This is a genomic window from Pseudomonas sp. H26/SER47-MNA-CIBAN-0231 (assembly GCF_040310465.1).
GTDB classification, from domain to species: Bacteria; Pseudomonadota; Gammaproteobacteria; order Pseudomonadales; family Pseudomonadaceae; genus Aquipseudomonas; species Aquipseudomonas atacamensis.
Genome location: NZ_JBEOPW010000002.1, coordinates 361,491 through 376,485 on the forward strand (window position 1 = coordinate 361,491; position 14,995 = coordinate 376,485).

Annotated in this window: 12 protein-coding genes and 3 tRNA genes; all 15 read left to right on the plus strand. The window is 61.6% G+C overall.

All coding sequences use genetic code 11. The features are described 5' to 3' along the window. Positions 1–5: 5 nt before the first annotated feature. The 15 genes from asd (at position 6) to AAEZ10_RS04445 (ending at position 14,905) form a co-directional block, all read left to right on the plus strand. Complete coding sequence (gene asd, locus AAEZ10_RS04375; protein ID WP_071171651.1) at positions 6–1,118, plus strand: aspartate-semialdehyde dehydrogenase; 1,113 nt, start codon at positions 6–8, stop codon at positions 1,116–1,118. A 247-nt stretch (positions 1,119–1,365) separates the two neighbouring features. Continuing rightward, positions 1,366–2,376 (plus strand): aspartate-semialdehyde dehydrogenase, encoded by a 1,011-nt coding sequence (locus AAEZ10_RS04380; RefSeq protein WP_122506453.1) that lies wholly within the window; start codon positions 1,366–1,368, stop codon positions 2,374–2,376. 209 nt (positions 2,377–2,585) lie between these two features. After that, positions 2,586–5,246 carry a FimV/HubP family polar landmark protein gene (locus tag AAEZ10_RS04385; RefSeq protein WP_350567936.1) on the plus strand — a complete coding sequence of 887 codons (2,661 nt, stop codon included), beginning with the start codon at positions 2,586–2,588 and terminating at the stop codon, positions 5,244–5,246. 266 nt (positions 5,247–5,512) lie between these two features. After that, positions 5,513–6,337: a tRNA pseudouridine(38-40) synthase TruA gene (gene truA, locus AAEZ10_RS04390; RefSeq protein WP_016773937.1), complete on the plus strand. Its 825-nt coding sequence runs from the start codon at positions 5,513–5,515 to the stop codon at positions 6,335–6,337. Between the two features lie 64 nt (positions 6,338–6,401). Further along, on the plus strand, positions 6,402–7,034 hold the full coding sequence (locus tag AAEZ10_RS04395) for a phosphoribosylanthranilate isomerase (RefSeq protein WP_024012391.1): 633 nt from the start codon (positions 6,402–6,404) through the stop codon (positions 7,032–7,034). 199 nt (positions 7,035–7,233) lie between these two features. Then, a complete protein-coding gene (accD, locus tag AAEZ10_RS04400; RefSeq protein ID WP_016773939.1) occupies positions 7,234–8,154 on the plus strand; it encodes an acetyl-CoA carboxylase, carboxyltransferase subunit beta in 921 nt (306 codons plus the stop codon). Further along, entirely contained in the window at positions 8,151–9,458 is a 1,308-nt protein-coding gene (gene folC / locus AAEZ10_RS04405) for a bifunctional tetrahydrofolate synthase/dihydrofolate synthase (RefSeq protein ID WP_350567940.1), read from the plus strand. The genes accD and folC overlap by 4 nt, the downstream gene beginning before the upstream one ends. Then, positions 9,442–10,101 (plus strand): SPOR domain-containing protein, encoded by a 660-nt coding sequence (locus AAEZ10_RS04410; RefSeq protein WP_350567943.1) that lies wholly within the window; start codon positions 9,442–9,444, stop codon positions 10,099–10,101. Before folC ends, AAEZ10_RS04410 begins: the two co-directional genes overlap by 17 nt. A gap of 98 nt (positions 10,102–10,199) precedes the next feature. Next, positions 10,200–10,760, plus strand: coding sequence for a CvpA family protein (locus AAEZ10_RS04415; RefSeq protein ID WP_016773942.1), 561 nt, complete (start codon positions 10,200–10,202; stop codon positions 10,758–10,760). A 41-nt stretch (positions 10,761–10,801) separates the two neighbouring features. After that, positions 10,802–12,307 carry an amidophosphoribosyltransferase gene (purF, locus tag AAEZ10_RS04420; protein WP_016773943.1) on the plus strand — a complete coding sequence of 502 codons (1,506 nt, stop codon included), beginning with the start codon at positions 10,802–10,804 and terminating at the stop codon, positions 12,305–12,307. 69 nt (positions 12,308–12,376) lie between these two features. Next, positions 12,377–13,588, plus strand: coding sequence for an O-succinylhomoserine sulfhydrylase (locus AAEZ10_RS04425; protein ID WP_016773944.1), 1,212 nt, complete (start codon positions 12,377–12,379; stop codon positions 13,586–13,588). Next, on the plus strand, positions 13,585–14,361 hold the full coding sequence (locus AAEZ10_RS04430; protein WP_122706896.1) for an SDR family oxidoreductase: 777 nt from the start codon (positions 13,585–13,587) through the stop codon (positions 14,359–14,361). Before AAEZ10_RS04425 ends, AAEZ10_RS04430 begins: the two co-directional genes overlap by 4 nt. A 166-nt stretch (positions 14,362–14,527) precedes the next feature. Next, a tRNA-Val gene (locus AAEZ10_RS04435) sits at positions 14,528–14,603 on the plus strand. Between the two features lie 55 nt (positions 14,604–14,658). Further along, positions 14,659–14,735, plus strand: a tRNA-Asp gene (locus tag AAEZ10_RS04440). Between the two features lie 93 nt (positions 14,736–14,828). After that, positions 14,829–14,905, plus strand: a tRNA-Asp gene (locus AAEZ10_RS04445). Positions 14,906–14,995: the final 90 nt, after the last annotated feature.

Here is a 14,995-nt window from a genome sequence, read left to right on the forward strand (position 1 = left end):
TTGCGATGAAACGTGTAGGTCTGATCGGTTGGCGCGGGATGGTCGGTTCCGTGCTCATGCAGCGGATGCTGGAAGAGCAGGATTTCGATCTTATCGAGCCGGTGTTTTTCACCACGTCCAATGTCGGTGGCCAAGGCCCGTCCGTGGGCAAGGACATTGCTCCGCTCAAGGACGCTTACAGTATTGACGAGCTGAAGACCCTCGACGTGATCCTGACCTGCCAGGGCGGCGACTACACCAGCGAAGTATTCCCCAAGCTGCGTGAAGCCGGCTGGCAGGGCTACTGGATCGACGCGGCGTCGAGCCTGCGCATGAACGATGACGCGGTGATCATTCTCGACCCGGTCAACCGTAAGGTCATCGACCAGCAGCTGGACGCGGGCACCAAGAACTACATCGGCGGCAACTGCACCGTCAGCCTGATGCTGATGGGCCTGGGCGGTCTGTTCGAGGCCGGTCTGGTCGAGTGGATGAGCGCCATGACCTATCAGGCGGCCTCCGGTGCCGGCGCGCAGAACATGCGTGAACTGATCAAGCAGATGGGCGCGACCCACGCCGCTGTCGCCGATCAACTGGCCGACCCGGCCAGCGCGATCCTCGACATCGACCGTCGCGTGGCCGAAGCCATGCGCAGCGAAGCCTACCCGACCGAAAACTTCGGTGTACCTCTGGCCGGCAGCCTGATCCCGTGGATCGACAAGGAGCTGCCGAACGGCCAGAGCCGCGAAGAGTGGAAGGCCCAGGCCGAGACCAACAAGATCCTCGGTCGCTTCAAGAGCCCGATCCCGGTCGACGGCATCTGCGTGCGCATCGGCGCCATGCGCTGCCACAGCCAGGCGCTGACCATCAAGCTGAACAAAGACGTACCGATCGCCGATATCGAAGGGCTGATCAGCCAGCACAACCCGTGGGTCAAGCTGGTACCGAACAACCGCGAGATCAGCATGCAGGAGCTGAGCCCGACCAAGGTCACCGGCACCCTGAATGTACCGGTCGGTCGTCTGCGCAAGCTGAACATGGGTTCGCAATTCGTCGGCGCCTTCACCGTCGGCGACCAGCTGCTGTGGGGCGCGGCCGAACCGCTGCGCCGCATGCTGCGGATCCTGCTGGAGCGTTGATCGCTTGAAGCAATGAAAGAGCCCGTGCCTTGTGAGAGGTGCGGGTTTTTTTATGCGCAATGATCGTTCCCATGCTCCGCGTGGGAATGCATCCCGGGACGCTCTGCGTCCCTTCCAAAGCAGAACGCGGAGCGTCCGTTGAGACATTCCCACGCAGAGCGTGGGAATGATCGGTACGGGCAGAAATTGCCTGTGCGCCACCCACCCGGTAAAGTGCCGCTCCCCCCGTTTTGCCAGAGGTAGCTCCATGACCCAGACTTTCGATATCGCCGTTATCGGCGCCACCGGTACTGTCGGCGAAACCCTCGTACAGATTCTCGAAGAACGCGACTTCCCGGTCGGCAATTTGCACCTGCTGGCCAGCAGCGAATCGGCCGGCAGCTCGGTGCTGTTCCGCAACAAAAACGTCCGCGTGCGCGAGGTCGACGAGTTCGATTTCAGCAAGGTCAGACTGGTATTCTTCGCTGCCGGCGCTGCGGTGTCGCTGAGCTACGCCGCTCGCGCCCATGCTGCAGGTTGCTCACTGATCGACCTGTCCGGCGCGTTGCCTGCGGATCAGGCGCCACAAGTGGTGCCCGAGGCCAATGCCGATATTCTCGCCAGTCTGAAAAGCCCGTTCCAGGTCAGCAGCCCAAGCCCGTCGGCCACTACGCTTGCCGTGGTGCTGGCGCCGTTGCTCGATCTGCTCGATCTGCAATACGTCAACGTCACCGCCAACCTGGCCGTTTCTGCCCAAGGTCGCGAGGCGGTCACCGAGCTCGCGCGGCAGACTGCCGAGCTGCTCAACATGCGTCCGCTGGAACCGACGTTCTTCGACCGGCAGATGGCGTTCAACCTGCTGGCACAAGTCGGTACGCCTGATGCGCAGGGCCACACGCTGCTGGAAAAACGATTGGTTCGAGAGCTGCGCCAGGTTCTGGCAAAACCTTTATTGAAGATTTCTGCCACTTGCGTTCAAGCCCCGGTGTTTTTTGGCGATAGCTTTAGCGTGACCTTGCAGTCAGGCAGCGCTGTTGACCTGGAAAAGGTCAACGCAGCGCTCGAGGCAGCACCGGGCATCGAGCTGGTCGAGGCCGGCGATTATCCGACCGCAGTCGGCGATGCGGTGGGGCAGGACGTGGTCTATGTCGGCCGCGTGCGCAGTGGTGTCGACGACCCGGCGGAACTAAATCTTTGGCTGACGTCAGATAACGTACGCAAAGGCGCGGCGCTCAATGCCGTGCAACTGGCTGAGTTGTTGATAAAAGACCTGCTGTAAAAGATACTTGGCAACAATTTGTCGACTGATTCTAGGTGAGCGCTATGCTTGCCCGAAGCGCGTCGATGACGAGTCACCCTCCGGGACTTTCCGGGGCAGCACAGAAATGATCGCGCGCGGCGACCCCCGTCGTCGCGCGCAATGCCTTACGGCAGCGGTATTCAAAAGCTTCTCGCTGGCCGAGGAACGTTCAAACAAAGGATGAGGCTATGGTTCAAGTTCGCAAACTGGTGTTAGCAATAGCGGCCGCCTCGGCGCTGTCCTCCGGTATGGCGCATGCCCTCGGGCTCGGGGAGCTGACCCTGAAGTCGACCCTGAACCAGCCGTTGGTGGCTGAAATCGAGCTGCTCGACGTCAAGGATCTCACCGCCGCCGAGGTGGTGCCGAGCCTGGCTTCCCCTGAAGATTTCGCCAAGGCCGGCGTCGACCGTCAGGCTTTTCTCAATGACCTGACGTTCACCCCGGTACTCAACGCCAGCGGCAAAAGCGTGTTGCGCGTGACCTCGAGCCAACCGCTGTCGGAACCGATGGTGAAGTTCCTCGTGCAGGTGATGTGGCCCAATGGCCGCCTGCTGCGTGATTACAGCGTGCTGCTCGATCCGTCGAAGTTCTCGCCGCAGACCGCTGACGCCGCCGCGCAGCCGGCGCCGTCGCAGACCATCACCGCGCCAACCACTGGCGCCACCCATCGCAATCAGTACACCACTACGCCGCGCGACACCCTGTGGGAAATCGCCGCGAAGGCGCGCAACGGCGGCTCGGTGCAGCAGACCATGCTGGCGATTCAGGCGCTCAATCCGAATGCCTTTATCGACGGCAACATCAACCGTCTGAAAACCGGCCAGGTGCTGCGTCTGCCCGATCCGGTACAAAGCACCGCGCTGCCGCAGTCGGCGGCCATCGCTGAAGTGGCGGCGCAGAACGAAGCCTGGCGTCAGGGCCGTCGTTACACTGCCAAGCCTGGCACCGGTCAGCAGCAGTTGGATGCGACCAATCGTGGCCGTGGCAATACCGGTGCAGCGGCCAACACTCAGGACAATCTGAGCCTGGTCTCGGCGGAAAGTGCCAAGCCCGGTGCGAAAGGCCCTGCCGGCGATGCCAAGTCGCTTAGCAATAAGCTCGCAATCACCCAGGAAAACCTCGACACGACCCGTCGTGACAACGAGGAACTGAAAAGCCGCATGGCGGATCTGCAGAGCCAGTTGGACAAGCTGCAAAAGCTCATCGAGCTGAAGAACAATCAATTGGCGAAGATGCAGGCCGACGGCGCCGGCGCTGCGCCTGGCGCCACTGCTGCTGTGCCGCCGGTGCCGGCGATTACTGCCGAACTGGCCGCAACACCGCCAGCCACCCCGGCCGACGCCGCAGCGGCTTCACCGACTCCAGAGTCGGCCATCGCGCCCCCAGCGGAAACCCCGGTTGAGCCAGTCGTCGAGCCGGTGGTCGAAACTACGCCGCCTGCTGCCGCCGATGACGACAAAGCCTTCAATGAACTGCTGACCAATCCGATCCTGCTCGGCCTGATCGGCGGCGGTGCGGTGGTTCTCCTGCTTCTGCTGTTGCTGCTGGCGCGCCGTCGCAAAGCCCAGCAGGAAGCCGAAAAGCACCTGCGCATGGCCCGCGCTCTGGCTGAAGAGCAAGAGTTCTCCGCTGAGCAGGATCTGCCGGAAAGCAGTTTCTCCGGCCTGGAAACCCCGGCAGCCAGCGTCAAGCTCAACACGCCAGCTCCGGCACCTGCGCCAGCCCCTGCATCGGTCGTCACTCCGGTGGTGATGGCTGCGCCGATTGCCGCACCACTGGTGGCCCCGGCCGGCGAACGCTCTGATGATGTGCTCGACAAAGCGCAATCGCACATCAATGCCGGTCGCCTCAATCAAGCCGCCGCGCTGCTGGAAGAGGGCGTCAGCCTTGAGCCGGAACGCAGCGATCTGCGCCTGAAGCTGATGGAAGTCTACGGCCAGCAGGGCGATCGCGATGCGTTCATTGCGCAAGAGCGTCAACTGGTGGCTAATGGCGATAACTTCGCCAAGGTCGAAGCACTGAAGAGCCGCTTCCCGGCCATGGCCGTGGTTGCTGCCGGTGGACTGGCGGCTGCCGCCGTCGCTGCCGAGCTGGACGCGCAGTACGTCAAGGAACTGCTGCAAGACGAGCCGCAAGCGCCCGAGACTGCCGCTGACGACCTCGACACCGCGTTCGATTTGAGCCTGGACGACCTCGACAACATCACCCCGGTCGATCCTGCGCCAGCGGTCGAGCCAGAGGCGCCTGTCGAGCTCGACGCATTTCCGGCTGAAGACGATCTGAGCTTCGCCTCGGTGCTGCAAGAACAGACTGAGATGAAAGACAATCTCGACGATCTGTCGGACTTCGATCTGGATATGGATCTCGGCGCCGAACCATCACCGGCCACGTTGGCTGAAGATGACTTCCTGCTGGATCTGGACGACGGCGTGAAGGACTTGCCGCCGGTCGAGACGCCGGTTGTCGCTGACGTGCCGCAGGACGATCTGGAGCTGCCAGCTGATTTCGACCTGTCGCTGGCGGACGAAATGGACAGCAACCCGGCTGCTGAGCCGGATGCCTTCGCGGCCGAGCTGGACGACGTCAATGCCGAGCTGGATCGCCTGTCGCAAAGCATGGCCGAGCCGAGCTTCACCGAAGCGGACGCTGCGTTGGGTGATGACCTGGGTGAAGATGATTTCGACTTTCTCGCCGGCACCGACGAAGCAGCGACCAAACTCGATCTGGCCCAGGCCTACATCGACATGGGCGACGCCGACGGTGCCCGTGACATCCTCAACGAAGTGTTGACCGAGGGTGATGAGAAGCAGCGGGGCGAGGCCAAGGAAATGCTTTCCAACCTGGCGTAAGTTCAGCGGTAAACAACAAGCGGCAGCCCGGTGGGGCTGCCGTTTTTGTTTGTGCCGGATTCGGCGGTGTCTGATCGATTGCTTTCGCGAGCAGGCTCGCTCCCACAGGGGGATGCATTGCAAATGTCGGAGCGAGCCTGCTCGCGAAGGCGGCGGTACTGCCGATAGAGAACTCTGGCATCCCCGGCCCACCGCCTTATAATGCCCGCCTTTGCAAATCAGCAGGCTGTCCCACCTTGGCAAACATAGATAACCCGGTCGCTGAAATGGCGCCCGACGGCTTTTACCGCGTCGCGCTGGGCGTTGAGTACAAAGGCTCGCGCTACAGCGGCTGGCAGCGTCAGTTGACCGGTGTGGCGACGGTGCAGGAAGAGCTTGAAAAAGCCCTGTCGAAAGTCGCCAATTCACCGGTTTCCCTGCAATGCGCCGGGCGTACCGACGCCGGCGTGCATGCCTGCGGCCAAGTGGTGCACTTCGACACTCAAGTTGATCGCTCGCTGAAAGCCTGGGTCATGGGCGCCAACATCAATCTGCCCCACGACATCAGTGTCAGTTGGGCCAGGGTCATGCCGGCGCATTTTCATGCGCGCTTCAAGGCCATCGCCCGGCGTTATCGCTATGTGATCTACAACGATCAGATTCGCCCGGCGCACCTCAATGAAGAAATCACCTGGAATCACCGTCCGCTCGACGCCGAGCGTATGGCCGAGGCCGCGCAGTACCTGATCGGTACCCACGATTTCAGCGCGTTCCGGGCTGGTCAGTGCCAGGCCAAGTCGCCGATCAAAAAGATGCATCACCTGCGCGTGACCCGACACGGCAAGATGATCGTGCTCGACATTCGGGCCAATGCCTTCCTGCATCACATGGTGCGCAATATTGCCGGTGTGCTGATGACCATCGGTGCCGGGGAGCGCCCGGTGGAGTGGATGAAAGAAGTGCTGGAAAGTCGCGAGCGCCGCTCCGGCGGGGTGACGGCGCATCCATATGGGCTCTATCTGGTGCAGGTCGAGTATCACGACGAATTCCCGTTGCCCGAGCGCTTTATCGGGCCACATTTCCTTACGGGTTTCTCCGAACTTGACGGCTGACGCCCTCGGACGCTTTTGTTACCATCCGGGACGTTTTCGGATTTTGCCTTGAGGTTTTCCTGACATGTCAGCTGTTCGCAGCAAGATCTGTGGCATTACCCGCATCGAAGATGCACTGGCCGCCGTCGAAGCCGGTGCCGATGCGATCGGTCTGGTGTTTTACGCCAAGAGCCCGCGTGCAGTGAATGTGCAGCAGGCAAGGGCGATCATCAAGGCGTTGCCGCCGTTCGTCACCACCGTGGGGCTGTTCGTCAACGCCAGTCGTTGCGAGCTGGGAGAAATCCTCGATGCGGTGCCGCTTGATTTGCTGCAGTTCCATGGCGACGAAAGCGCGCAGGAGTGTGAAGGCTGGCATCGTCCGTACATCAAAGCGCTGCGGGTCAAGGCCGGCGATGACATTGCCGCCGCCTGCGATGCCTTTCCCGGCGCCAGTGGCGTGCTGCTCGACACCTATGTCGAAGGGGTGCCTGGCGGAACCGGCGAGGCGTTTGACTGGTCACTGATTCCGCAACATTTGAGCAAACCGCTGATTCTGGCCGGCGGCCTGACGCCGGAGAACGTTGCCGACGCGGTAGCACGGGTCAAGCCCTACGCGGTGGATGTCAGCGGCGGAGTAGAGGCGAGCAAAGGCATCAAGGATCACCACAAGATTCGCGCATTCATCAACGCGGTGCGCGGCAATACATCGTCGATGTGACGGCTGGCAGTCTGCCGCCGTCCATCAATGCACTTGCACAAAGCAGGCGCGGCTGAGGGTTGCTGAATCGTACGCAGGTCATGTTTCGCGCTGACCGCGACTGTTCGGCAACCATCGCCACACACATGAATTTAGCTCAAGGGCATACGCGGGGCTGCGAACCAGAGCGTTCGGGCCGCCGGTACTGGAGAAAGAAAGCATGAGCAACTGGTTAGTAGACAAACTGATCCCTTCGATCATGCGCTCGGAGGTCAAGAAGAGCTCGGTGCCTGAAGGTCTGTGGCACAAATGCCCATCCTGCGAGGCGGTGTTGTACCGTCCGGAGCTGGAAAAGACCCTGGACGTTTGCCCCAAGTGCAACCATCACATGCGCATCGGCGCACGTGCCCGCATCGACATCTTCCTCGATCCGGAAGGCCGCAACGAACTGGGCGCTGATCTGGAGCCGGTTGACCGTCTGAAATTCCGCGACGGCAAGAAGTACAAGGATCGCCTGGTTGCTGCGCAGAAGCAGACCGGCGAAAAAGACGCGCTGATCTCGGTCAGCGGTACCCTGCTGGGCATGCCGGTAGTGGTTTCGGCATTCGAATTCAACTTCATGGGCGGTTCCATGGGCGCCATCGTCGGTGAGCGCTTCGTTCGCGCTGCCAACTACGCACTGGAAAACCGCTGCCCGATGATCTGCTTCGCCGCTTCCGGTGGCGCGCGCATGCAGGAAGCGCTGATCTCGCTGATGCAGATGGCCAAGACTTCGGCCGTGCTTGCGCGTCTGCGTGAAGAAGGCATTCCGTTCATCTCCGTACTGACCGACCCGGTCTACGGCGGCGTTTCCGCCAGTCTGGCGATGCTCGGTGACGTCATCGTTGGCGAACCGAAAGCCCTGATCGGCTTCGCCGGTCCGCGGGTAATCGAGCAGACCGTGCGCGAAAAACTGCCGGAAGGCTTCCAGCGCAGCGAATTCCTGCTGGAGCACGGTGCAATCGACATGATCATTCACCGTCAGGAACTGCGTCCGCGTCTGGGTAACCTGCTGGCACAGATGACCGGCAAGCCGACGCCGAAGTTCGTCGCCGCGCCGATCGAGCCGATCGTGGTGCCGCCGGTGCCTGCCAACGTATGACCCAGCGCACCCTTGGTGAATGGCTCGCCTACCTCGAGCAGTTGCATCCGTCGGCCATCGACATGGGCCTGGAGCGTTCGCAACAGGTAGCGTCCCGTATGGGGCTGGGCCAGCCGGCGCCTCGGGTGATCACGGTCACTGGCACCAACGGCAAGGGTTCGACCTGCGCGTTCGTGGCTTCTTTGCTGCGTGCGCAGGGCCTGAGCGTTGGCGTCTACAATTCTCCGCACCTGTTGCGTTACAACGAGCGGGTGCAGCTCAATGGCGTCGAAGCCACTGACGCCCAGCTGTGCGAAGCCTTTGCTGCGGTCGAGGCGGGCCGCGGCGACACTTCCCTGACTTACTTCGAAATGGGCACCCTGGCGGCGTTCTGGCTGTTCCAACAGTCCGCGCTTGATGCTGTGGTGCTTGAAGTGGGTCTGGGCGGGCGTCTGGATACCGTCAATGTGGTGGATGCCGACATCGCGCTGGTCACCAGTATTGGTGTCGATCACGCCGATTATCTGGGCAATACCCGCGAATCCGTAGCCTTCGAGAAGGCCGGAATCTTCCGCCAGGGCAAGCCTGCTCTGTGTGGCGACCTGAATCCTCCGCAACCGCTGCTCGACAAGGCACGCGAACTGGCTTGCCCGTTTTTTCTGCGTGGTCGCGATTTCGATCTCGGCATCACTGAGCAGCACTGGCAGTGGCGCGGTACCGACGCGCAGGGCCAAGCGGTCGAATTGCGTGATTTGCCACTGCTTGATCTGCCGATGGAAAACGCCGCGCTGGCGGTGCAAGCCTATCTGCTGACAGGTTTGCCGTGGAATGCCGAACAGATTGTCGCGGCGTTGCAGGCGACGCGCGTGGTCGGGCGCCTCGATCGTCGTTCGTTCGAATGGAACGGCAAGCGCCTGAACCTGTTGCTGGATGTTGGTCACAATCCGCATGCCGCTGAATATCTCGCGCGACGTCTGGCTGCGCGGCCGCCGGTTGGCAACCGTCTGGCGGTGTTCGGGTTGCTGGCGGACAAGGATCTCGATGGTGTTGTTGGCGAATTGAATGCTAGTGTCGCGCATTGGGCTGTCGCGCCGCTGGATTCGCCGCGCGCGCGTCCGGTGGCTGAACTTGAGGCAGCGCTGCAGAACCTTGGTGCTTCAGTAACGTCCTATGCCAGCGTTGCGGCCGCTCTGGAAGGGCAGTGCGCTATAGCAACCAGTGACGACGAGATTCTCTTGTTCGGATCATTTTATTGTGTCGCCGAGGCCCTTGAATGGCTGGCCCGGCGCTCCACGGAGGAAGCGGCAAATGGCTTTGCTGGATAAAGCGTACAAGCAGCGCATGGTTGGCGCGCTGGTGCTGGTGGCGCTGGCGGTGATCTTCCTGCCGATGCTGTTTTCCCGCCAGGACGAGCAGCGTCAGGTGACCGTCGAGGCCCCGGCTGCGCCTCAGCCTTCGGCCATGCCGCAAGTGCAAATGGACCCGGTCGCCGTGCCTGAGCCCCAGGCTTTGCCACAAGAGCCGGTGCCAACGGACGAAGAGGTCGCTGAAGAAGCTGCGCCCGCTGCACCGGCCACCCCGGCCGCCCCGGCACCGACCATCCCTGCGCAGATAGCCCGTCCGGCAACGCCGCCACCGGTGGCCAAGCCGATTCCGGCGCCGGCTCGGCCGATCACATCCGCAACCAGCAAGCCTGACACCACGCAGAGCCGCGTCGATGCCAACGGTCTGTCGGTGAGCTGGTCAGTGCAACTTGCCAGCCTGTCGAGCCGTGCCAGCGCCGAGAGCCTGCAGAAGAACCTGCGCAGCCAGGGTTATAACGCCTACATTCGTTCGGCCGATGGCAAGAATCGGGTGTTCGTCGGTCCGCTGATCGAGCGTGCCGAAGCCGACCGTCTGCGTGATCTGCTGAGTCGTCAGCAGAACCTCAAAGGCTTCGTTGTCCGTTTTCAGCCTGAACGTGGCTGAAATCTATCACCTCGATTGAAAAGCACTGACAATCGCAGCTTACCGACAGCCATGCGCTCTGCTAAAATGCGCCGCCTTATCCGTCTGTAGGCTGCACTGTGCCATTTACCTGGGTTGACTGGGCGATCGTTGCAATCATCGCCATCTCCGCATTGATCAGTCTGAGCCGCGGCTTCGTAAAGGAAGCGTTATCGCTGCTGACCTGGATCATCGCAGGAGCGGTTGCCTGGATGTTTGGTGGCTCACTGTCCGAGTACCTCGCCGGATACATCGAAACCCCATCGGCTCGCGTGATTGCGGGCTGTGCCATCATGTTTGTCGCCACACTGATCGTGGGCGCAATGATCAATTATCTTATCGGCGAGTTGGTTCGCGTCACCGGGTTGTCCGGGACCGATCGATTCCTCGGCATGGCCTTCGGCGCAGCGCGTGGCGTGTTGCTGGTGGTCGTGGCGGTCGGGCTGTTGAGCCTGGGGCCGGTACAGCAGGACGGGTGGTGGAAAGAATCACAGCTCGTGCCCAAGTTTCTATTGGTCGCCGACTGGTCCAAAAACCTGATACTCGGGTGGAGCAGTCAGTGGCTTGCCAGCGGAATCAGCGTACCCGCTGAGATTCCGTTCAAGGAGCAGCTCTTGCCGACGGCGAAAACGCCTCAGTGAGTGCTGTTCAGTTCAGATCCATTAAGTAGGGGTTGCGTCGCATGTGTGGCATCGTCGGTATCGTCGGTAAGTCGAACGTCAATCAGGCGCTGTATGACGCGCTAACCGTGCTCCAGCACCGCGGCCAGGACGCTGCCGGTATCGTGACCAGCCATGATGGCCGGTTGTTCCTGCGCAAGGATAACGGCCTGGTGCGTGACGTGTTCCAGCAACGTCACATGCAGCGTCTGGTCGGCCACATGGGTATCGGCCACGTCCGTTACCCGACTGCCGGCAGCTCGACGTCGGCCGAAGCCCAGCCGTTCTACGTCAACTCGCCGTACGGCATCACCCTGGCGCACAACGGTAACCTGACCAACGTTGAACAGTTGGCCAAAGAGATCTACGAATCCGATCTGCGTCACGTCAACACCAGTTCCGACTCGGAAGTGCTGCTCAACGTGTTCGCCCACGAGCTGGCCCAGCGCGGCAAGCTGCAGCCGACCGAAGAAGACGTGTTCGCCGCCGTGACCGACGTGCACAACCGTTGCGTTGGTGGTTACGCCGTTGTGGCGATGGTCACCGGTTACGGCATCGTCGGTTTCCGCGACCCGCACGGCATCCGCCCGATCGTGTTCGGCCAGCGTCACACCGACGAAGGCGTCGAGTACATGATTGCCTCGGAAAGCGTTTCCCTGGACGTGCTCGGTTTCACCCTGATCCGCGACCTCGCGCCGGGCGAAGCGGTGTACATCACCGAAGATGGCAAGCTGCACACCCGTCAGTGCGCAACCAACCCGTCGCTGACTCCGTGCATTTTTGAACACGTCTACCTGGCGCGTCCGGACTCGATCATCGACGGTGTGTCGGTGTACAAGGCGCGTCTGCGCATGGGCGAGAAACTCGCCGAGAAGATCCTGCGCGAGCGCCCTGAGCACGACATCGACGTGGTCATCCCGATTCCGGACACCAGCCGTACCGCAGCGCTGGAACTGGCCAATCACCTTGGCGTGAAATTCCGCGAAGGCTTCGTCAAGAACCGTTACATCGGTCGCACCTTCATCATGCCGGGCCAGGCTGCGCGCAAGAAGTCGGTACGCCAGAAGCTCAACGCCATCGAGCTGGAATTCCGCGGCAAGAACGTCATGCTGGTCGATGACTCGATCGTGCGCGGCACCACTTGCAAGCAGATCATCCAGATGGCCCGCGAAGCCGGCGCGAAAAACGTCTACTTCTGCTCGGCGGCACCTGCGGTGCGCTTCCCGAACGTGTACGGTATCGACATGCCGAGCGCCCACGAACTGATCGCGCACAACCGTTCGACTCAGGACGTGGCCGATCTGATCGGCGCTGACTGGCTGATCTATCAGGACTTGCCTGACTTGATCGAAGCGGTCGGTGGCGGCAAGATCAAGATCGAGCACTTCGATTGCGCAGTGTTCGACGGCAAGTACGTGACCGGTGACGTCGACGAGGCTTACCTGAACAAGATCGAGCAGGCGCGCAACGATGCCTCGAAGGTCAAGACCCAGGCAGTCAGTGCGATCATCGATCTGTACAACAACTGAGTTTCCACCGGCCCTGAGGGGCCGGTTTTGTATCTGATATTTATTGTTCGTGAACAAAGGAGAGACAGCATGAGTCAGGAATGGGATGCCGGTCGGCTGGACAGCGACCTCGAAGGCGTAGCGTTCGATACCCTGGCCGTCCGTGCCGGTCAGCACCGCACGCCGGAAGGCGAACACGGTGACCCGATGTTCTTCACCTCCAGTTACGTGTTCCGCACCGCTGCCGATGCTGCGGCGCGCTTTGCCGGCGAAGTGCCGGGCAACGTCTATTCGCGCTACACCAACCCGACCGTGCGCGCGTTCGAAGAACGCATTGCCGCGCTGGAGGGCGCCGAGCAAGCCGTCGCCACGGCCACCGGCATGGCCGCGATCATGGCGGTGGTGATGAGCCTGTGCAGTGCTGGCGATCATGTGCTGGTGTCGCGCAGCGTGTTCGGCTCGACCATCAGCCTCTTCGAGAAATACTTCAAACGCTTCGGTGTCGAAGTCGATTACGTCCCGCTGGCCGATCTGTCGGCCTGGGACGCGGCGATCAAGTCCAACACCAAACTGCTTTTTGTCGAGTCGCCGTCCAACCCGTTGGCCGAGCTGGTGGATATCGCCGCCCTGGCTGAAATCGCTCATGCCAAGGGTGCGCAGCTGGTGGTCGACAACTGCTTCTGCACCCCGGCGTTGCAGCAGCCGCTGAAGCTCGGCGCGGACATTGTCGTGCACTCGGCGACCAAGTTCATCGACGGTCAGGGTCGCTGCATGGGCGGCGTTGTCGCCGGTCGCGGTGAGCAGATGAAAGAAGTGGTGGGTTTCCTGCGGACCGCCGGGCCGACCCTCAGCCCGTTCAATGCGTGGATCTTCCTCAAAGGCCTCGAGACCCTCAACCTGCGCATGAAAGCGCATTGCGCCAACGCTCAGGCGCTGGCCGAATGGCTGGAGCAGCAGGACGGCATCGAGAAAGTCCATTACGCCGGCCTCAAGAGCCATCCGCAGCACGAGTTGGCCCAGCGCCAGCAGAAGGGTTTTGGTGCGGTGGTCAGCTTCGAGGTCAAGGGCGGCAAAGAAGGCGCCTGGCGCTTTATCGATGCTACTCGGTTGATTTCGATCACCGCCAACCTCGGCGACAGCAAAACCACGATCACCCATCCAAGCACCACCTCCCACGGCCGTCTGGCGCCGCAGGAGCGTGAAGCGGCGGGGATTCGCGACAGCCTTATCCGCGTCGCGGTTGGTCTGGAAGATGTCGCTGACCTGCAGGCTGACCTGGCGCGCGGTCTGGCGGCATTGTGATCGAGTTGTCTACACCCGCGGCCAACACCCATGGCCGCGTGGCGCTGGTCACCGGGGCTGCGCGCGGGATTGGCCTCGGAATCGCCGCTTGGCTGATCAGCGAAGGCTGGCAGGTGGTGCTGACCGATCTTGATCGGGTGCGTGGTTCGAAAGTGGCGAAGGTGCTGGGCGAGAACGCCTGGTTCATCGCCATGGACGTCGCCGACGAAAATCAGGTCGCGCTGGGCGTGGCCGAGGTGTTGGGGCAGTTTGGTCGCCTTGATGCATTGGTCTGCAACGCGGCGGTCGCCGATCCGCACAACATCACCTTGGAAAGCCTCGATCTGGCGTATTGGAATCGGGTGCTGGCGGTGAATCTGAGCGGGCCGATGTTACTGGCCAAGCACTGTGCGCCGTATCTGCGTGCGCACAACGGTTCGATCGTCAATCTGGCCTCGACCCGCGCGCGACAGTCGGAGGCGGACTCCGAGGCGTATGCGGCGAGCAAGGGCGGGCTGTTGGCGCTGACCCATGCGCTGGCAATCAGCCTTGGACCGGAAATCCGCGTGAACGCAGTCAGTCCTGGCTGGATTGATGCCCGTGATCCCTCGGTGCGTCGCGCCGAACCTTTGGCCGATGCCGATCATGCTCAGCATCCGGCGGGCAGGGTAGGGACTGTCGAGGACGTGGCGGCGATGGTGGCGTGGTTGCTGTCGAGGAATGCCGGATTTGTCACCGGCCAGGAATTTGTCGTCGATGGCGGCATGACCAAGAAGATGATCTACACGGAATAACAAGCGAAGCCGCGTGCTGTGGGAGCGAGCCTGCTCGCGAATGCGGTCTATCGGTCGATGGCGTCTTCAGGAATGAAGCAATTTCGTCTTTTTCAGAAAAACTCCAATCCTGCTATTGACTTAGCTTCGCCACCTGCGTAAATTTCGCGGCCTCGGAGATGCAAACGGGTGATTAGCTCAGCTGGGAGAGCGTCTGCCTTACAAGCAGAATGTCGGCGGTTCGATCCCGTCATCACCCACCACTCCCGAGAAGCTTGCGCAAGCAAGAGAGTAGGCTGAAAGTGCCTGCACCGACGCGCAGCGGTAGTTCAGTCGGTTAGAATACCGGCCTGTCACGCCGGGGGTCGCGGGTTCGAGTCCCGTCCGCTGCGCCATATTTTACGAGTCAGATTCATCTGATTCGCGATTGTCAGGCACCGAAGCCGGTAATCAAAACGAGTTACTTGAGCGCAAGCTCAAAGCGATACGCAGCGGTAGTTCAGTCGGTTAGAATACCGGCCTGTCACGCCGGGGGTCGCGGGTTCGAGTCCCGTCCGCTGCGCCATATCTGTTTCAAGGACCACTGAACGCCTTGAAGCGCCGAAACCAGCCATCGGCTGAATCGGATCGATAGCAAAGACCCTGGTCGAAAGAC